This window comes from Actibacterium mucosum KCTC 23349 (assembly GCF_000647975.1).
Taxonomy (GTDB): Bacteria; Pseudomonadota; Alphaproteobacteria; order Rhodobacterales; family Rhodobacteraceae; genus Actibacterium; species Actibacterium mucosum.
In genome coordinates this window covers 30604-49100 of record NZ_JFKE01000005.1, presented here as the reverse complement: position 1 = coordinate 49100, position 18497 = coordinate 30604, and the positions used below count along the sequence as shown (strand labels likewise).

Annotated in this window: 21 protein-coding genes; 13 read left to right on the top strand and 8 right to left on the bottom strand. The window is 62.3% G+C overall.

Annotation, left to right across the window (positions count from 1 at the left end):
• Window position 1: 1 nt before the first annotated feature.
• Complete coding sequence (gene hemN, locus ACMU_RS12180; RefSeq protein ID WP_035259977.1) at window positions 2-1357, bottom strand: oxygen-independent coproporphyrinogen III oxidase; 1356 nt, start codon at window positions 1355-1357, stop codon at window positions 2-4.
• 62 nt (window positions 1358-1419) lie between these two features.
• Between hemN and fnrL the strand changes: the two genes are divergently transcribed.
• Window positions 1420-2160, top strand: coding sequence for a transcriptional regulator FnrL (fnrL, locus tag ACMU_RS12175; protein WP_035259974.1), 741 nt, complete (start codon window positions 1420-1422; stop codon window positions 2158-2160).
• A 6-nt stretch (window positions 2161-2166) separates the two neighbouring features.
• On the opposite strand, the gene maiA is transcribed toward fnrL, so the two are convergent.
• Both maiA and ACMU_RS12165 read right to left on the bottom strand, forming a co-directional pair.
• Window positions 2167-2811, bottom strand: a complete 645-nt coding sequence (gene maiA, locus ACMU_RS12170) for a maleylacetoacetate isomerase (protein WP_035259973.1) — start codon at window positions 2809-2811, stop codon at window positions 2167-2169.
• Window positions 2812-2866: 55 nt separating this feature from the next.
• Window positions 2867-3706 carry a universal stress protein gene (locus tag ACMU_RS12165; RefSeq protein WP_035259971.1) on the bottom strand — a complete coding sequence of 280 codons (840 nt, stop codon included), beginning with the start codon at window positions 3704-3706 and terminating at the stop codon, window positions 2867-2869.
• Between the two features lie 186 nt (window positions 3707-3892).
• On the opposite strand from ACMU_RS12165, the gene ccoN reads away from it, so the two are divergent.
• The 4 genes from ccoN to ccoP are packed head-to-tail and all read left to right on the top strand — an operon-like array spanning window position 3893 to window position 7277.
• A complete protein-coding gene (ccoN, locus tag ACMU_RS12160) occupies window positions 3893-5491 on the top strand; it encodes a cytochrome-c oxidase, cbb3-type subunit I (RefSeq protein ID WP_035259970.1) in 1599 nt (532 codons plus the stop codon).
• A gap of 11 nt (window positions 5492-5502) precedes the next feature.
• Window positions 5503-6231 (top strand): cytochrome-c oxidase, cbb3-type subunit II, encoded by a 729-nt coding sequence (gene ccoO, locus ACMU_RS12155; RefSeq protein WP_035259969.1) that lies wholly within the window; start codon window positions 5503-5505, stop codon window positions 6229-6231.
• A gap of 15 nt (window positions 6232-6246) precedes the next feature.
• Window positions 6247-6426, top strand: a complete 180-nt coding sequence (locus tag ACMU_RS12150; protein ID WP_035259967.1) for a CcoQ/FixQ family Cbb3-type cytochrome c oxidase assembly chaperone — start codon at window positions 6247-6249, stop codon at window positions 6424-6426.
• Window positions 6423-7277, top strand: coding sequence for a cytochrome-c oxidase, cbb3-type subunit III (gene ccoP / locus ACMU_RS12145; protein WP_035259965.1), 855 nt, complete (start codon window positions 6423-6425; stop codon window positions 7275-7277). The genes ACMU_RS12150 and ccoP overlap by 4 nt, the downstream gene beginning before the upstream one ends.
• 87 nt (window positions 7278-7364) lie before the next feature.
• On the opposite strand, the gene ACMU_RS19500 is transcribed toward ccoP, so the two are convergent.
• Window positions 7365-7520, bottom strand: a complete 156-nt coding sequence (locus ACMU_RS19500; RefSeq protein WP_161635674.1) for a hypothetical protein — start codon at window positions 7518-7520, stop codon at window positions 7365-7367.
• 92 nt (window positions 7521-7612) lie between these two features.
• Here ACMU_RS19500 and ACMU_RS12135 point away from each other — a divergent pair, with 92 nt between their 5' ends.
• The 5 genes from ACMU_RS12135 to ccoS all read left to right on the top strand — a co-directional run bounded on the left by ACMU_RS12135 (window position 7613) and on the right by ccoS (window position 12791).
• Entirely contained in the window at window positions 7613-8503 is an 891-nt protein-coding gene (locus ACMU_RS12135; protein WP_081805520.1) for a LysR substrate-binding domain-containing protein, read from the top strand.
• A 71-nt stretch (window positions 8504-8574) separates the two neighbouring features.
• Window positions 8575-10005 (top strand): cytochrome c oxidase accessory protein CcoG, encoded by a 1431-nt coding sequence (gene ccoG, locus ACMU_RS12130; protein ID WP_035259963.1) that lies wholly within the window; start codon window positions 8575-8577, stop codon window positions 10003-10005.
• Window positions 10005-10463 carry a FixH family protein gene (locus ACMU_RS12125; protein ID WP_035259962.1) on the top strand — a complete coding sequence of 153 codons (459 nt, stop codon included), beginning with the start codon at window positions 10005-10007 and terminating at the stop codon, window positions 10461-10463. Before ccoG ends, ACMU_RS12125 begins: the two co-directional genes overlap by 1 nt.
• Window positions 10463-12628, top strand: a complete 2166-nt coding sequence (locus tag ACMU_RS12120; protein WP_035259959.1) for a heavy metal translocating P-type ATPase — start codon at window positions 10463-10465, stop codon at window positions 12626-12628. Before ACMU_RS12125 ends, ACMU_RS12120 begins: the two co-directional genes overlap by 1 nt.
• 4 nt (window positions 12629-12632) lie before the next feature.
• Entirely contained in the window at window positions 12633-12791 is a 159-nt protein-coding gene (gene ccoS, locus ACMU_RS12115; protein ID WP_035259957.1) for a cbb3-type cytochrome oxidase assembly protein CcoS, read from the top strand.
• Here ccoS and ACMU_RS12110 read toward each other — a convergent pair.
• The 3 genes from ACMU_RS12110 to ACMU_RS12100 form a co-directional block, all read right to left on the bottom strand.
• The gene (locus ACMU_RS12110; protein WP_035259955.1) at window positions 12788-13468 is read right to left on the bottom strand and encodes a fumarylacetoacetate hydrolase family protein; all 681 of its coding nucleotides are present in this window, start codon (window positions 13466-13468) and stop codon (window positions 12788-12790) included. The two genes, ccoS and ACMU_RS12110, sit on opposite strands and share 4 nt — an antisense overlap.
• A complete protein-coding gene (locus tag ACMU_RS12105) occupies window positions 13465-14766 on the bottom strand; it encodes a D-alanyl-D-alanine carboxypeptidase family protein (protein WP_035260576.1) in 1302 nt (433 codons plus the stop codon). Before ACMU_RS12105 ends, ACMU_RS12110 begins: the two co-directional genes overlap by 4 nt.
• Before the next feature lie 223 nt (window positions 14767-14989).
• Window positions 14990-15688, bottom strand: a complete 699-nt coding sequence (locus tag ACMU_RS12100) for an HAD family hydrolase (protein WP_035260575.1) — start codon at window positions 15686-15688, stop codon at window positions 14990-14992.
• Window positions 15689-15841: 153 nt separating this feature from the next.
• On the opposite strand from ACMU_RS12100, the gene clpS reads away from it, so the two are divergent.
• From clpS to ACMU_RS12085, 3 genes are read left to right on the top strand one after another with little or no spacing between them, the layout of a single operon-like run.
• Complete coding sequence (gene clpS, locus ACMU_RS12095) at window positions 15842-16162, top strand: ATP-dependent Clp protease adapter ClpS (protein WP_051588346.1); 321 nt, start codon at window positions 15842-15844, stop codon at window positions 16160-16162.
• Window positions 16163-16175: 13 nt separating this feature from the next.
• Window positions 16176-17180 carry a class I SAM-dependent methyltransferase gene (locus tag ACMU_RS12090; RefSeq protein WP_035259953.1) on the top strand — a complete coding sequence of 335 codons (1005 nt, stop codon included), beginning with the start codon at window positions 16176-16178 and terminating at the stop codon, window positions 17178-17180.
• Between the two features lie 34 nt (window positions 17181-17214).
• Complete coding sequence (locus tag ACMU_RS12085) at window positions 17215-18021, top strand: SDR family NAD(P)-dependent oxidoreductase (RefSeq protein WP_035259951.1); 807 nt, start codon at window positions 17215-17217, stop codon at window positions 18019-18021.
• Here the strand turns inward: ACMU_RS12085 and ACMU_RS12080 are convergent.
• A complete protein-coding gene (locus ACMU_RS12080) occupies window positions 18018-18407 on the bottom strand; it encodes a hypothetical protein (protein ID WP_035259950.1) in 390 nt (129 codons plus the stop codon). The genes ACMU_RS12085 and ACMU_RS12080 overlap by 4 nt on opposite strands.
• Window positions 18408-18497: the final 90 nt, after the last annotated feature.

The following is an 18497-nucleotide window of genomic DNA, read 5'->3' as shown; positions in this document are numbered from 1 at the left end:
CCTAGATCGCCAGACTGTGACCATTCGCGGCCATTTCATAGGCATCGAAGCTGCGTGCAATCAGACGGGCTAGGGGCCGACCTTCGTCAGTGATCAGCAGATCACCACGATGCATCTCCAGAACCTCGCCAAACTCCTCCAACGCGGGTGCAAAGAGCGCGCTTGCGCCGTCTTCGCTTGTCCCAAACCGCGCATTCAAATCCTCCTCCGAGACGCGGAAGTAACACATCAGCGCTTCGATCACCCGCGCCCGCAGGCGGTCATCGCCCGAGAACCGATGCCCGCGCGTGGTGGCAAATTGCCCCTCGCTTACCGCCCGCGCATAGGCCGAGGTTGAGGGCGCGTTTTGCGCATATCCCTGCGGGAAACGCGAGATGGAGGACGCGCCCAGGCCAATCAGAACCTCAGATTGATCATCGGTATAGCCCTGGAAGTTGCGGTGAAGCGTGCCAGCCCGTGCCGCCAGGTCCAAACCGTCACCGGGACGCGCGAAATGATCGATCCCAATGCCGCGATATCCTGCCTTGGTGAACAACGCCTCGGCCGTGTTGAACAACTGCCAGCGTTCAACCGGGGTTGGCAAATGGTCCGTCGGTATCATCTGCTGTCGCTTGGCCACCCATGGCACATGGGCATAGCCATAAAGCGCCACGCGGTCGGGATTCAGCGCGATCAGCTGTTCCACCGAGTTCGTGATGCGTCGTTCGTTTTGGTAGGGCAGGCCATACAGGATATCCGCGTTCAGGCTGTGAATGTCACAACCACGCAGCATCTCGACCGCGTCGCGCGTCACCTCATAGCTTTGTTCGCGCCCGATGGTCTGCTGGATCAGCGGATCAAAATCCTGCACCCCAATCGAGGCGCGGTTCATCCCGGCGCGCGCCAGCGCCTGCAGGCGCGGTTCGTCCAGCTCGTTGGGGTCAATCTCGACCGAGAACTCGGTGCCGGGCCCTGCGGGCAGCACGTCGAAAATTGCGCCGGCCAGCGTGTCGATCAGATCAGGCGACAGCAACGTGGGCGTGCCACCGCCCCAATGCAGCCGCGACAGCGTCACACCCTTGGGCAGTTGCGCGGCCAGCAATCGCAGCTCGGCCAGCAGGGTGTCGACATAGGCAGCAACCGGGCTCAGCGTCTGGCTGCCCTGTGTTCGGCAGGCGCAGAACCAGCACAGACGCCGGCAAAACGGCACGTGAATGTACAAGGAAACTTGCCCGGCTTCGGGAATCGCCCGCACCCAATTGGTGAAGTCCGAGCCCGTCACAGACCCGTTGAAATGTGGGGCCGTGGGGTAACTGGTATAGCGCGGAGCCCGGGCGTCAAAAAGACCCATGCGCGCAAGAAAAGTTTCTGTCATCATAGGGCGCGTTTAGCGCGAGTCGGCTATCGTAACCTTGATCGAAATCAACGGACGGCCAAAACATGACGGATATGACGTTCACCCGTATTCAGTGCGACAGTTGCCCGATCCGGCACCGGGCGGTTTGTGCGCGCTGTGACGACGATGAACTGGCACTGCTTGAGGCGATCAAATATTACCGCAGCTTCGAACCGGGGCAGACCATCGTGTGGTCGGGCGATCAGATGGATTTTCTGGGCTCGGTGGTCGAGGGGATCGCCACGCTGAACCAGACGATGGAGGATGGCCGCACCCAGATGGTGGGCCTGTTGCTGCCGTCCGATTTCGTTGGCCGCCCGGGGCGCGGGACAGCGGCCTATGACACGGTGGCTGCGACCAAGCTGACCATGTGCTGTTTCCGCCGCGCCCCGTTCGAAGAGCTGATGGTGCGCACACCGCATATCGCGCAACGCTTGCTGGAAATGACGCTGGACGAACTGGATGCTGCCCGAGAGTGGATGCTGCTTTTGGGCCGCAAAACCGCGCGCGAGAAAATCGCCAGCCTGCTGGTCATCATCGCGCGCCGCAATTCCACAGGTACAAAGGCGACGCCCACTGACGGCGCACATTTTGATCTGCCCCTGACCCGCGAGGCGACGGCTGACTATCTGGGCCTGACGCTGGAAACGGTCAGTCGCCAGATCTCGGCCCTGAAGCGCGACGGGGTGATCGTGCTGGAAGGTAAGCGTGGTATCACCGTGCCTGATTTCCACCGCCTGATCGAAGAAACCGGCGACGACACCGACGGCGGCGTGCTGGTCTGAGCCTGCTCAGCCGGGCGGGGCCGAGTAATCGGGCTGACGCGCGGGTTGCGCGGCCTGAAAGGCCGGCAGGGCGGTGCAGGCGGCCTCGATCTGTTGCAATGTCGGGTACGGGTCCAGCGCGCAATCAAAGCGCCGCGCATTGGCCATTTGCGGCACCAGCGCGATATCGGCAAAGGTGGGGTAATCGGCGAAGGCAAAGGCACCGGGCCGGTGGTGGGGGGCCAGTTGCAGCTCGAGCGCGGCAAAGGTTTTGGCTGTCCAATGCGCGTACCAGGCAGCGATCGCGGTATCGTCCTGCTGCATCTCGTCAGCCAGATAGCGACGCACGCGCCGCACCGTGATGGCGTGCATTTCGGCACACACCGCCAACGCAACACTGCGTGACTGCGCCGCCAGAACCGGGTCTGGCGGCAACAGGGGCGGGCCGGGCAGCTCGGCTGCGATATACTCCAGCGCCGCCAGCGACTGCGTGATATAGGCATCACCAACCTGCAATGTGGGCATCAGCCCCTGCGGGTTGCGCGCCCGACGTTCGGCCCGGCTCAGCGTGGCCATGGGCACGTAATCATACGCCACCCCTTTGAGGTTCAGCGCAATCCGCACCCGTTCACCGGCCGAGTTCTGCGCCGCGGAGTAAAGCGTAACGGTCATGCCGCCAGTCTAGCCGCGCAATGTCTCGGTTACACGACGCGCGGCGAGGCCCGGATCAATGCGCCATCAGCACCGGCACCTCGGCCTCTCCCAGCATGTCGCGGGTGACGCCACCCAGGATTGCCTCGCGGAACCGCGAATGGCCATAGGCGCCCATCACGATCATATCGGCGTCGAAGTCACCGGCATGGCGCAACAGCACGTCCGACACCCGCGGCAATGTCTTGGCCAGAACCGAGATCTCGGCCCGCACACCGTGCCGGCCCAGCATCTGTGCCAACAGGCCGCCGGGATCAGACCGGTCGGGGCCATGGCGCGGCGGGTCTATGATGGCCACACTAACCTGATCGGCCTGTTGCAGCATCGGCAAGGCAGCACGGATCGCACGCAGTGCTTCGGCGCTTTGGTTCCACCCGACCACCACACGTTTCGGCATGGCGGTGAAATCGCTGCCTGCGGGGGTAAAGACCACAGGCGTGTTGCTGTCGAACAACGCAGCCTCGGCCATGGCTTCGTGATCGATGCTGCGCGCCGGCCCATAGGGTTTCGGCAAAACAACAAGATCACAGAATCGCGCCCGGCGGCCAATCACATGCGGCATCGCGGCGGTCTGCAAAGCCACCGAATCAGCGCTCCACGGCACCGTTTCTGCGGTCAGCCGGGCCTTGACGGCGGTCAGCGCCTCTTCGGCGTCTGCCTGCGCCTGCGCAAGGGTCTCTTGCATCAGAACCGCGTTGGCGCCTGCGTGATAGAACCCGACCTGAACACGGTCCACGCCCAAGCACATCACGTCCAGATGCGCGCCCTGAGCGTTGGTTACACCCAGCGCTGTGTCCAGAGCCTCGGCCCCCAGATCCGGGCCGGTGACGATGGTGAGTATCGATTTATAGGCCATCTTTCAGATCCTTTGCATGTCATGAATACGCGCCCTTCGGCCCGCATCCCTAGCAAAGTCCCCCCGGCCCGTTCGCGCCTTGATTTGGATCAAAGCGACGATGTCCCGCTGCGGTCCATACCCCCAATTGCAGGCCAAACGCCTGTCAGGATCGATTCGTATCGAGACGAAGAAGGGACGCAGGAAATGAATTACTTTAAGATGGCCATATTGGGCATCATCGCGCTTTTGGCCGCTTACGCCGCCAATTATGCGCGCGATGCGGCCTATCTGGTGAACGCACTGACAGTCATGGTTGTGGCTGCCGGGTTGTTCATCTGGACGGCGCGCCGCACCGACGAACCGGTGAAGGCCGCACCGCAAAACGAATACATGGATGACGTGATCCGCGCCGGCGTGATCGCCACCGCCTTTTGGGGCGTGGTAGGATTTGCCGCGGGTACGTTCATCGCCTTTCAGCTGGCTTTTCCGGCGCTGAACTTTGACTGGGCGCAAGGCTATGCCAACTTTGGCCGTCTGCGCCCGTTGCACACCTCGGCGGTGATCTTCGCCTTTGGGGGGAACGCCCTGATCGCCAGCTCGTTCTATATCGTGCAACGCACCAGCGCCGCGCGACTGTGGGGCGGCAACCTGGCGTGGTTCGTGTTCTGGGGGTTCCAGCTGGTTATCGTTCTGGCCGCTACCGGCTATCTGCTGGGCGCGACGCAAGGCAAGGAATATGCCGAGCCTGAATGGTACGTCGACTGGTGGCTGACCATCGTCTGGGTCGCCTATCTGGCCGTGTTCCTGGGCACCATTATCAAACGGCGCGAGAAACACATCTACGTCGCCAACTGGTTCCTGCTGTCCTTTATCGTCACGGTGGCCATGCTGCACGTGGTCAACAACCTGTCGATCCCGGTGTCGATCTTCGGTTCGAAATCGGTGCAGGTCTTTGCCGGTGTGCAAGACGCCATGACGCAATGGTGGTACGGGCACAACGCGGTGGGCTTCTTCCTGACCGCCGGGTTCCTGGGCATGATGTATTATTTCGTGCCCAAGCAGGCCGAACGCCCGGTCTTCAGCTACAAGCTGTCGATCATCCACTTCTGGGCGCTGATCTTCCTGTATATCTGGGCTGGTCCGCACCATTTGCACTATACCGCGCTGCCTGACTGGGCCTCGACGCTGGGCATGGTGTTCTCGATCATCCTGTGGATGCCCAGCTGGGGCGGCATGATCAACGGCCTGATGACCCTGTCGGGCGCCTGGGACAAGCTGCGCACCGACCCGGTGATCCGCATGATGGTGATCTCGATCGGTTTTTACGGCATGTCCACATTTGAGGGCCCGATGATGTCGATCAAGGCGGTCAACTCGCTGTCGCATTACACCGACTGGACCATTGGCCACGTACATTCCGGCGCCTTGGGCTGGAACGGTATGATCACCTTCGGCGCGCTGTACTTCCTGGTGCCCAAGCTGTGGAACCGCGAGCGGCTTTACAGCCTCAGCATGGTGAACTGGCACTTCTGGTTGGCCACCATCGGCATCATCCTTTACGCCGCCGCCATGTGGGTCAGCGGCATCATGGAGGGCCTGATGTGGCGCGAAGTGGATGCCCAAGGGTTCCTGGTGAACTCGTTCGCCGACACCGTTGCCGCCAAGTACCCGATGTTTGTGGTGCGTGGTCTGGGCGGGGTCATGTACCTGGCTGGCGCCGTGATCATGTGCGTCAACCTTTGGAAAACCGTCACGGCCGGCAAAGAAGTGCAAACCAATCACGCCGCGGTTCCGGCTGAGTAACGGAGGCTGAAATGGCAATCCTCGACAAACATAAAGTCCTTGAAAAGAACGCCACGCTGCTTCTGGCCTTCAGCTTCCTGGTGGTCACGGTTGGCGGCATCGTAGAGATCGCACCGCTCTTCTATATCGAGAACACGATCGAAGAGGTCGACGGCGTGCGTCCCTACACGCCGCTCGAACTGGCGGGGCGCGACGTCTATATCCGCGAAGGCTGCTATGTCTGCCACAGCCAGATGATCCGCCCCATGCGGGACGAGGTCGAACGCTATGGCCATTACAGCCTTGCGGCGGAATCGATGTATGACCATCCGTTCCAGTGGGGGTCCAAACGCACCGGGCCGGATCTGGCCCGGGTGGGCGGGCGCTATTCGGATGAATGGCATGTCGACCACCTGCGTGACCCGCAATCGGTTGTGCCGGAATCGGTGATGCCCAAATACGCGTTTCTTGAGCGCAAGCTGATCGAGGGCGAATACATCATCGACAGCCTGAAGGCGCACAAGATGGTTGGCGTACCTTACACGGATGAAATGCTGGAGAACGCGCAAGCCGACTTCCAGGCGCAGATTGATCCGTGGGGCGATACCGACGGCCTGTTCGAACGGTACGGCGAGAATGTCCCGGTTCGTAACTTCGATGGTCAGCCGGGCATTTCCGAGGCGGATGCGCTGATCGCTTACCTGCAGATGTTGGGCACGCTGGTCGATTTCTCGACCTTCCAGCCTGATCCCAACCGCTAATCAACGGAGGCCAAAATGGACACTTACACCATCACCCGCGCCTTTGCCGATAGCTGGGCCCTGCTGGCACTGTTCCTGTTCTTTCTGGGCGTCATCGTCTGGGCCTTTCGGCCCGGATCGACCCCCGGCCATCGTGACAGCGCCGCGATCCCCTTTCGCAACGAAGACAAACCCGCGAAGGAGCCGCGGCAATGAGTGACGAAAACAAGAACGGCGTCGATACCACCGGCCACAGCTGGGACGGGATCGAAGAGTATAACAACCCCCTGCCGCGGTGGTGGCTGTGGACCTTCTATGCCACGATCATCTGGGGCATCGGCTATACCATCGCCTACCCGGCATGGCCGCTGATCAACAGTGCCACCAAGGGTGTGCTGGGGTATTCCACCCGCGCCGAAGTGGCCGCCGAGATCGCGAAGTTCGACGAGATGAACGCCCCGATCGAGGCCAAGCTGGTGGCCGCCGACCTGACCGGTATCGCCGCCGATGCCGAACTGGCCAACTACACCGTGAATGCCGGCGCTGCCGTGTTCCAGACCTGGTGCGCGCAGTGCCATGGATCCGGTGCAGCAGGCGCCGTGGGTTACCCCAACCTGCTGGACGATGACTGGCTGTGGGGTGGCGATATCGAGGCCATTCATTTCACCGTGTCGCATGGCATCCGCAACGAGACCGACGGCGACGCCCGTTACTCGGAGATGCCAGCCTTTGGCGATATCCTTGAGGAGGAGGAGATCGCCCAGGCCGTACAATTTGTTCGCAGCCTTTCCGGCCAGACCCACGACGCAGCGCTGGCTGCTGACGGGGCGGTGGTCTTTGCGGACAATTGTGCGGCCTGCCACGGCGAAACCGGCACCGGCGACCGCGATCAGGGTGCGCCCAACCTGACGGATGCGATCTGGCTGTTCGGTGGCTCGGAAGAGGCGCTGACGCAGACGGTCACCAACTCGCGCTTTGGCGTGATGCCCAGCTGGGCAGACCGCCTGTCCGAGGCTGATATCCGCGCTGTCGCGGCCTATGTCCACCAGCTTGGCGGTGGTGAATAACACAGGTTTCGGGGCCTAACGGCCCCGGAATATGGCACCGACCCTAGATCCTGTTCGCGCGTTTCCTCGGGGTCGGTGCCTGTTTCCTCAGGCGCGTCGTGCGCCCACTTCCCGGATAACCCGCAACTCGAACTCCATCCGCGCCCGCCGCCGCGCCTCGGCGTCTTGCGAAGGGTGATAGGGGCGCAGTTGCGCCCGGTTCAGACGGGCGGCAACCCGATCCGACAATTGGCCGATCTTCATGGCAATCTCCTTGTGATATCTGCCTTGATCGTTGCGCCGTTTCACGTCACTCTGCCAGTCAGGAATATTTCTGAAATGTAACCTTGGCTTACATGATAGACTGGCGAAACCTTCCCCCACTGGCCGCCCTGCGCGCCTTTGCAGCCTTTGCCGAACGTGGAAACGTGACCGAGGCAGGCGCGGCGCTGAATGTTAGCCACGCCGCAATAAGCCAACAAATACGGCAACTTGAAGAGGTATTGGGCCGACCGTTGGTCGACCGCTCTGCCCGTGCGCTGACTCTGACAGCCGAGGGACGGCAGCTGGCCGCTGGCCTTGTCTCAGGGTTTCAGCAAATCTCAGACATGGTGGAACATTTAAGAGGAGATGTCAGCAGCCAACCGGTTCGCGTTGCCACTACACCAACCTTTGCCTCGAACTGGCTGGTTGGGAGGCTGGCGCAGTTCCGCGCGGACTGCCCCGGGATCGATGTTGTGATCAACCCTTCTTCACAAATCGAGAAACTGGGGCCCGGCGGGCACGATCTGGCCATCCGCTTTGGCCGTGGCAACTGGGCAGGGCTGGACAGCACCTTGTTGCTGCATTCCGACTATGTCATCGCCGCCAGCCCCGACCTGATCGGCGACACGGTGTTCACCGACATGACGCAAGTGGCGCAATTCCCGTGGCTGCTGGAAGACGGCCATAAAGAGATGGAGAACTGGCTTGCCTCCGAAGGCATGCCCCTGAGCGCGCATACCGATATCGCCCGTCTGCCGGGGTTCTACATCCTTGACGCCATGCGTCGGGGCGAAGGAATCGCCGGCACCTCCCGCACTTTTGTCGAGGCTGATATCGCCGCCGGGCGCCTGCGGGTTTTGTTTACGCAAAGCGACCCCAATAGCGGGTATCACCTTGTCACGCCCCGCGGCGTTTTGCGCCCGGCAACGCAAGCCTTTGCAACCTGGATCAAACGCCGGGTGCGGCAGGAGCGCGCAACTTGATCTGAGTCAATGTGACCCGCGCGTGCTAACATTAGGTTCAGCGCACGCGAACACCATTGCCGGAGTCTCCCTTGGCAAACCCTGATCAATCTACCCCGCAGCTTTACGCCTCGCGTGAGCCCATTTTCCCGCGCCGTGTTAGCGGCCGGTTCCGCAACTTCAAATGGGCCATCATGGTGGTCACGTTGGGGATTTATTACCTGACGCCCTGGATCCGCTGGGATCGCGGGCCGAACCTGCCGGATCAGGCGGTGCTGGTCGACCTGGCCGGGCGCCGCTTTTTCATGTTCTGGATCGAGATCTGGCCGCACGAGTTTTACTTCGTCGCGGGGCTTTTGATCATGGCCGGGCTTGGGTTGTTCCTGTTCACGTCGGCCGCGGGTCGTGTCTGGTGCGGCTATGCCTGCCCTCAGACGGTCTGGACCGACCTTTTCATACTGACCGAGCGCTGGATCGAGGGCGACCGCAACGCCCGCGTCCGCCTTTGGAACGCGCCGTGGAACGGGCGCAAGACGCGTTTGCGTGTGACCAAGTGGATCGTCTGGCTGGGCATTGGCTTGGTGACGGGCGGGGCTTGGGTATTCTATTTCACCGATGCACCGACGCTGATGGTGGACCTGTTCACCCTGAACGCCCACCCCGTCGCCTACACCACCATTGCCGTGATGACCGCCACAACCTTCCTATTCGGTGGTGTCGCGCGGGAACAGGTGTGTATCTACATGTGCCCCTGGCCGCGCATTCAGGCCGCCATGATGGACGAAGACACGTTGACCGTGGCCTATCGCGAATGGCGGGGCGAGCCGCGCGGCAAGCACCGCAAATCGGCCGACGCGGACGCGCTGGGCGACTGTATCGACTGCAAGGCCTGCGTGAATGTCTGCCCCATGGGCATCGATATCCGCGACGGTCAACAATTGGAATGCATCACCTGTGCGTTGTGCATTGACGCCTGCGACGAGGTGATGGACAAGATCGGCAAGCCCCGCGGGCTGATCGACTATATGGCGCTGTCGGACGAGCCGCGTGAGCGTGAAGGTCAGAAACCCCGTCCTGCGTTCAAACACCTGCTGCGCCCGCGGACGATCCTATACACGGCCCTGTGGTCGCTGGTGGGCGTTGGCCTGTTGGTTGCATTGTTCATCCGCCCCGAGATCGAACTGACCGTTGCACCTATCCGCAACCCGACATACGTGATCATGTCCGATGGTTCAGTCCGCAACACCTATGACGTGCGGTTGCGGAACAAGCATGGCGATGACCGGCCTTTCCGCATCTCGATCACCGGCGACCGCTTCCTGACATGGTCGCTGGAGGGCACGGAATACGAAACCGTCACCGTGCCCGCCGACAGCACCAAGTTGCAGCGCGTTTACGTGGTAGCCCCGCCGGGCACCCCCGTGGCCGGTGCCGAACGTACCGCCTTCCGGTTCTGGGTGACCGACCTGACAAATCAGGACCGCGCCCATACCGACACCGTCTTTAACGGAAAGGAAAACTGATGTTTCAGGCTCCGATAACAGGCCGCACCGTCTTTTTCATCACCGCCAGCGCCTTTGCCGTGATCATCGCGGTGAATGTCACCATGGCCACGCTGGCCGTTGGCACGTTCCCGGGGTTAGAGGTGCGCAATTCCTACGTCGCCAGTCAACAGTTTGAGGCCAGCCGCGACAATCAGGACGCGCTGGGTTGGACGCTGAACGCCGGGTATGAACGCGGCCAGCTGGTGTTGCGTTTTACCGATGCCGATGGCGCGGCCTTCGCACCTGAGGCAGTTTCGGTTCTGGTGGGGCGCTCCACCGTCGCGCGTGATGATCAGGAGCTTTTGCTGAACCCCACCGGCGACCAATTCGCCGCGCCCGTGGTGCTGGAACCGGGCAAGTGGCTGCTGCGTGTGTCGACCACCGCACCTGATGGCACGCCCTTCTTTCAACGTCTGACGATCCAGGTGGCAGGCTGATGGCCGCTTCGGCCCCGATAAGCGCCTGCCCGGCCTGCGATGCGGCGCCACTGGCGCGCGAAACGGCATCGCGCGCGATCGGTGACAAGCTGATCCTGTCGCTGCCCACGATCCATTGCGCGGCGTGTATTTCTGCGGTGGAACGGGGCCTTGCGGGGCTGCCGGGGCTGAAGGACGCGCGGGTGAACCTGACGTTGAAACGGGTGACGCTGACCACCGCGCCGGGGTTTCCCGCCACCGACGCCATCACCCGCCTTGCCGATATCGGCTATGAGGCGCACGAGCTTGACCCCGGCCAGCTGACCCAAACCGCCGCCGCACGTACAGGGCGCGATCTGCTGATGCGGCTGGGTGTGGCGGGTTTTGCCATGATGAATGTCATGCTGCTGTCGGTCGCCGTGTGGTCGGGGGCCGAGGCCGCGACCCGCGACATGTTCCACTGGATCTCGGCCGCCATCGCCTTGCCCACCATCGCGTTTTCGGCCCAGCCGTTTTTCCGCAACGCCTGGCGGGCCTTGTCGGTGCGGCGGCTGAACATGGATGTGCCGATCTCGCTGGCGATCCTTCTGGCGGGCGCCATGTCCTTGTGGGAGGTCGCCCATTCCGGCCACCACGCCTATTTCGACGCAGCACTCTCGTTGACCTTTTTCCTACTTGCCGGGCGGTATCTGGACCACCGGTCGCGCGCCGTGGCCCGCTCTGCCGCGCAGGAATTGGCCGCGCTGGACGTGCCCCGCGCGCTGCGCGTCCGTCATGGCAAGGCCGAGGAAGTCGCCGTGGACACTCTGACACCCGGCGACATTGTGCGCGTGCGCCCCGGCGGCCGCGTGCCGGTGGACGGTATCATCCGCAAAGGTCAGTCCGAGATTGACCGGGCCCTGCTGACGGGTGAAAGCCTGCCGGTTTTTGCCGCACCGGGGCAGATTGTGGCGGCGGGCGAGGTTAACCTGACAGGCCCGCTGGAGGTCGAAGTGACGGCGGCCGGCAATGACAGCTCGCTGCACCGCATGGCCGAGCTTGTGGCCATCGCCGAAACCCGCCGCAACCGCTATACCTCGCTGGCCGACCGGGCCGCGCGGATTTACGCGCCCGGCGTGCATCTGTTGGCGCTGTTTGCCTTTCTCGGCTGGATCACAGCGACCGGCGACCTTCGGCTGGCGTTGAACATTGCCGTTGCGGTTCTGATCATCACGTGCCCCTGCGCGCTTGGCCTTGCTGTGCCAGCCGTCACCACCGCCGCCACCGGGCGGCTTTTCAAACGCGGACTGTTGGTCAAAAACGCCACCGCGTTAGAGCGTTTGGCCGAAGTTGACACCGTTGTGTTCGACAAAACCGGCACGCTGACCATGGGCCTGCCCCGCCTGCGTGAAGACCCCGTTCACGACACCGGTTTCGCCGTTGCGCTTGGCCTGGCCCAAGGTTCGGCCCACCCGCTGGCCAAGGCTCTGCTGCAAGCGGCGGAAGGCACTACGCCCGCGCAAATCGAGCAGCTGGCCGAGGTTCCGGGCCATGGTGTGCAGGGTCAGTGGCAAGGGCAGACCGTGCGTCTGGGCCGCGCCGAATGGGTCGGCGCCACGGCGGGCAATGACACCGCCGTCTGGCTGCAAATCGGCGATCAACCACCGCGCGCCTTCACCTTCACCGACAGCCTGCGCCCCGGAGCCGCCGAACTGGTGGCCGCACTGCGTGAACAGGGGAAATCGGTGCATCTGCTGTCAGGCGACGCGCCCGGTCCCGTTGGTGCCCTGGCACGCGAGCTGGGCATTTCCGAATGGCGCGCCGCGATCCTGCCTGCCGAAAAGGCCGCCTTTGTCGAGGCATTGGCCGCCCAAAACAACCGCGTGTTGATGGTCGGCGACGGGTTAAACGATACTGCGGCGCTTGCCGCTGCGCATGTCTCGGTTGCACCGGCCTCGGCGCTGGATGCGGCGCGCGTGGCGTCGGACATCGTTCTGTTGGGCCGTGACCTCGCTCCGCTTTCCGGTGCGTTGGTCACCGCGCGCAAAGCCACCGCGCGTATCCGCGAAAACTTCGCTATCGCTGCCGCCTATAACGCCGTGGCCATCCCCATCGCGCTGGCCGGTTTCGCCACACCATTGATGGCCGCGCTGGCCATGTCCCTGTCATCCATCTGCGTTTCGATGAACGCCCTGCGCCTGAGGTAGACCGATGCAAATGCTCATGTTCCTCATCCCGATCTCTCTGGCCCTCGGCGGGCTGGGACTGGCGGCGTTCTTCTGGGCGCTGCGGTCCGAACAGTTCGACGATCCGCAAGGCGATGGCGCGCGCATTCTGACCGATGACTGGGACAGCCGCCCGAAACCCTAAACCAGGGTGCAGGATGCGCTGCCGATCCCGTCCACGGTTACGGTGCAGGTATCGCCACGCTGCAACGCACCCACGCCAGCAGGGGTGCCGGTAAAGATCAGGTCTCCCGGTGCAAGCCGGACCAACCCCGACAGATAGGCAATCACGTCGGCCAGCGGCCAGATCATGTCGGCAATGTCGGCATCCTGCCGGATCTCGCCATTCACTTCGGTGCGGATGCGCGCCTGCGTGGGGTGTTCAACAGCGGGTACGATCGCCCCACAAACGGCCGAGTTGTCAAACCCCTTGGCCATATCCCATGGACGTCGCGCCGCCTTGGCGGCGGCCTGCAGATCTCGGCGCGTCAGGTCATTGCCCGCCGCATAGCCATAAACATGGGACAGCGCCGCGTCGCGTGCGATATCCGCGCCGCCCGTGCCAATGGCGGCCACCAGCTCGCCCTCGAAATGCAGATTCTCCGTCGCCGGCGGGAACGCAATCCGCGCCCCGTCGCCCACCACCGCATCGCCCGGTTTGGTGAAAAAGAACGGCGGTTCGCGATCGGGGTCATTGCCCATCTCGCGCGCGTGTTCGGCATAGTTGCGCCCAACGCAGAAAATCCGCCGCACGGGAAATCGCGCCGTACTGCCCTCGACCGCCACCGATGGCGCCGGCGCGGGGTCGATCACGAAACTCATGTGGGCCCGATGGTCGAGCAGGTAGACCCGCGCGCCTCAAGCCGCCGACAGGCCAACGCCGCCTGTTCCTGCGTCATGCCCACGAAATTTGCGTTGAACCCGCGCGAGGTCTTGGCCACTTTGCGCAGCGCCTCGTCAAAGGTTTCCAGCTCTTTCAACGCGGTCTGCAACAGCTCGCGCTCGGCCTCGTAACTGGTTCCATAAACCCCGATATTCACGCCCCACAGGCGCCCACCAGAGGTGGACAGGCGCGTGACAACCTCTTGTCCGGTATCGCCCGGGGTCACGGCGGCCGTAACAATCGGGCGTTCCTTAGGCTTGGCCGACGGGGAGTCCTGAACCGTTTTCAACGCGTCTTCGACCCCTTCACGCAGCGCCAGCTGTACGTCTTCCGAGATTTGTGGCCGATCCGGGCGGGGCTTGGGAAATTTCGAAGAGTTGATCGTCATGACCAAACGCACTGTTTTGCCCTGGGACCCGTTGACCTTGCCCTGATAGGCCGGCGGACGTGGCTTGTTCACGGCCACGCGGCTGGGCGCGCGGCTGAACCCCAGATCCAGCAACCGGGCCACTTCGGCATTGCGCGACGTGGACGAGCGGCCGCCAAAGACTGTCGCGATGATCCGTTCACTGCCCCGCTCGGCCGAGGCAACAAGATTGAAACCAGCCGCCCGCGTGTAGCCGGTTTTGATGCCATCGGCGCCCTTATAGCTGCCCAGGAACCGACGGTTCGAACTGCTGACCGACTTGATCCCAGCATCGGTCGTGATGCGCGAGAACAGGTTGTAGTAGTCGGGATAGTCATAAAACAGGTGCCGGCCCAGCGTCGTCATATCGCGCGCCGTGGACAAGTGGCCGCTTTCGGTCAGGCCATGCGCGTTCTTGAACGTGGTTTTCGACATGCCCAGCGCCTTGGCGGTGCGGTTCATCCGGCGGGCAAAGGCCGCTTCGGACCCTTCGATTGCCTCACCGATGGCCGTGGCTGCATCGTTGGCCGATTTAACGGCCGCCGCCCGAATAAGATAGCGCAATTTGATCTTTTGCCCCGTGCGCAAACCCAATTCGGACGGCGGCTCTGCTGCTGCCTTTTTCGAGACCTTCACCAAGGTGTCCAGAGAGATCTCGCCGCGTTCGACCGCTTCGAACGCGATGTAAAGCGTCATCATCTTTGTCAGCGAGGCGGGATGCAGCCGCGTATCTGCATTGCGCGAATGCAGAACCTTGCCAGAGCGCGCGTCGACCACCATCGCGGCATAGGGCGCGGCCCATGTCAAAGCTGGCGCCACAAGCACCAACATCATTGCGAGAAAAAGGGGAATACCCTTGCGGACCCGGAAACCCGAACCTTGCACGATCATTGCCTCTGTCTGCCTCAAACCGCCGGGTTTTCCCGGTCAGCCATTGTTGTTTGAACGCAGGGTAACACAGGGTCTTATTTCAGAAAACACCTAAATTTCAATCGCTTTCGGGGTGGTGTTCATGGGGATATCTTGCGTCGCATCGAAAACCGGACACCAGATATCACGATAAACGCTGAACCAGCGGGGCCAGATCCGGCAAGCCGGGCACCACGTGAAAGCGATCGTGATCCACCGGCGGGGTCGCCGCTTCGAAGCTCCATGTCAGTTCATGCGGAACGTGAACGCCCCATGCGCCGGCTTCCAGCGCGGGTAAAACGTCTGACTTCAGCGAATTGCCCACCATCATCGCGCCTTCGACCCCACCGTCGAAACCGGCAAAGGCGCGGGCATAGATGTCCGGCGTCTTGTCTGACACAATCTCGACCGCCCGAAACATCTCGCCCAGTCCCGATTGCGCCAGTTTACGCTCTTGATCCAGCAGGTCGCCCTTGGTGATCAAGACCAATGCGTGGCTTTCGGCCAGTTCGGCGACGGTCTCGGCCACGCCGGGCAGCAGTTCGATCGGGTGGCGCAGCATCTCACGGCCGGACTCCAACAGTTCGTTGATCACGCTGGCTGGCACCTGATCGCCCCCCACCTCAACCGCGGTTTCAATCATCGACAACACGAATCCCTTTACGCCGAACCCATAGTGGCCCAGGTTGCGCCGCTCGGCCGCTTCCAGCCTGTCGATCAGCGCCTGTTGATCCGCGTGGTCATTCAGCAACTCGGCGAATCGTTGTTGGGTCAGGCGGAAAAACTGTTCGTTGTGCCAAAGCGTATCGTCCGCATCCAAGCCGATTGTTTTCAGTTTAGACATTTTCTTCCTGATCCCTTCACAGATGCGCGTGTGGGCGGCCTCTTTGGCCACGCCCCCCCTTTTCAGACCCCGTCCCAAGCCTATATACCTGTTTCCAACCCAAAAACCTTCGATTACGGAGACAACAGCGTGCGCGATCGCCCTGTTATTATGATGTCCGACAAGGATGACGGCCACGACAACGATACCGGTGTCATCACGAAGACCCGTGCGAAAACTGCGCGGCCACCTTTGTACAAGGTATTGATTCTGAATGACGACTACACCCCGATGGAGTTTGTCGTGCACGTTCTCGAACGGTTCTTTGGCCTCAGCCATTCCCAGGCGTCCGAGCTTATGCTGACCGTTCACAAGAAAGGCGTGGCGGTTGTGGGCGTGTTCTCGTTCGAAGTGGCCGAGACCAAGGTGGCGCAAGTGATGGATTTTGCCCGCCGCCATCAGCACCCGTTGCAATGCACCATGGAAAAGGAGTAACCGGGCGGTCACCATGTCTGACCCCCGCTTAACCCTGGCGCTGCAAGACGCGCCGCTGGACGAATTTGCACGGATCGCCGTCTTTGGTCCGCCTGCTGATGCTGATCTGTCGGCGCTTTCAGCCGCGCAGGTAGCTATCGTTCAACCCTTCAAGCCAGACCATGATATCTGGGTTGCCCGCGGGTTCACGGCCTCGCCCCAGCTTCCTGAATCCGCCGACGCCGCCATCGTCTTTTTGCCCCGCGCCAAGGCCGAGGCCCGGCATCTTGTCGCCACGGCCCTGCGTCTGACCTGCGGTGGACCTGTCTGGATCGACGGACAGAAAACCGACGGCATCGACAGCATGCTGAAACCCTGCCGCCAGCGCGGGCAGGTTGGCAACGTGATCTCGAAGGCGCATGGCAAATGCTTTGACCTGCACGCCGAACCCGCCGATTTCGACGACTGGATCGCCGGTCAGACCACGCTGCCGTCAGGCCACATCACCGCCCCGGGCGTGTTCTCGGCCGACGGGGTCGATCCGGCTTCGGCCCTTTTGGCCGATGCGCTGCCTGACGGCCTGAAGGGCACGGCGGCGGATTTCGGTGCCGGCTGGGGGTTTTTGTCGGGCGCCCTGATGAGCAAAGCGCCCGCGATCACACATCTGGACCTGATCGAGGCCGACCACGCGTCTCTTGAATGCGCGCGCCGTAACGTCACCGACCCGCGCGCCGCATTCCATTGGGCCGACGCCACCCGGCCAGACCCCAAAGCCCGCTATGACGTCATTATCTCGAACCCGCCATTTCACACCAGCCGCGCCGCAGACCCCGCCCTTGGTCGCGCGTTTCTGTCGGCTGCTGCCCGCGCACTGGCACCGTCGGGACAGTTCTGGCTTGTCGCCAACCGCCATTTGCCGTACGAGCGCGATCTTGCAACGCTGTTTGCCAATGTCGAGGAACGCCCCGGCAGCCCGGCCTTTAAGCTGTTCGTTGCGCGCCGCCCCATCGGCAACCCTCGCGCGAACGCGCATAAGTGACTAACCTGCCAAGGACGAATCAGGAGCTTCGGCCATGAGTTTTTCGATTGCCGGCAAAACCGCTATTGTGACCGGCGCGGCAAACGGCGTTGGCTTGGCCATTGCCCGCCATTTCGCCGCTCACGACGCCAACGTTGTCTTTGCTGACCGGGACGAGGCCAGCCTGGCCAACGAACTGGGCAAAGAGGCCGACGAAGGCAACACCCGCCTATTCGCCGGCGACCTGCGCGAAAAGCTGACGATCCAGAACCTGCTGTCGGCCACGATCGACGCCTTTGACCGGGTGGACATCCTGATCAACGCCAGCCGTCAGGTGATCCCGTCGGACCCTCTGAAATCAGCTGACGACGCCGTCGAAGAGATGTTGCAGCAGAACCTGCTGACCTCTCTGCGACTCAGCCAATGCGTCGCGCGCAAGATGATCAAGCAGGCCGAGGAAGGCCCCGACGATGTCGGTTGCGTAGGCTCGATCATCAATCTGTCGTCCATCGCCGCCCGCCGCGCCAATCCCAGCCTTCTGGGCTATTCCATCAGCTGCGCCGCGCTGGACCAGATGACCCGTTCGCTGGCCGTGGCCCTTGCCCCCAACAAGATCCGGGTGAACGCCATCGCCTTCGGCTCGGTCCTTTCAGCCAGCTTGCAGGACGCGTTAAAAGACAACGCCGAGTACCGGGCCGATATCAAATCACACACGCCGCTGTCGCGTATCGCGAAACCCGGCGAAGTGGCCGAGGCGGCGCAATTCCTCGCCTCCGAGGGCGCGTCTTTCATGACCGGTCAGGTTGTCACGGTGGACGGCGGCCGCACTCTGATCGACCCCGTCACAACGCCTGCGCATTAAGTGCTGGGAAAGGCCACCGCGCATTGCGCCAAGGCGTCTTTGGTCCGCGATCGCAATTCGCTTTCCTTGCGTTTCAAATCGGCCAGTTTCGCCTTCTCTGCCGTCACGTTGATGGCAACGGGTGTCTTCACCTCGGCGGTCTCAAACTCGTTGCAATAGGTGAACACGGCGTTGCCCGTGTTGAACTTGTCGGCAAAACAGAACGTCAGGTTCGGGCGTGTTTCCACCGTGCGTTCAATGGCATAGCCACGCGAAAGGTTTTGTTCGGTCTCGGCGATCAGGGCCTTCACAATGCTCAGATCCTCGGTGGCATCCAACTCGCATTTCTCTCGCGGGGACGCGCAGGCCACCAATGGCAACAACAAAATCAGAGAATACTTCCGCATATCGACCCCTTTACTGGACAAGCCTGATCTTAGCGCGAAACCCCTGCGACACAAATCACCTTGCCGCGCGCAGGCGGATTCTGGCCCCTT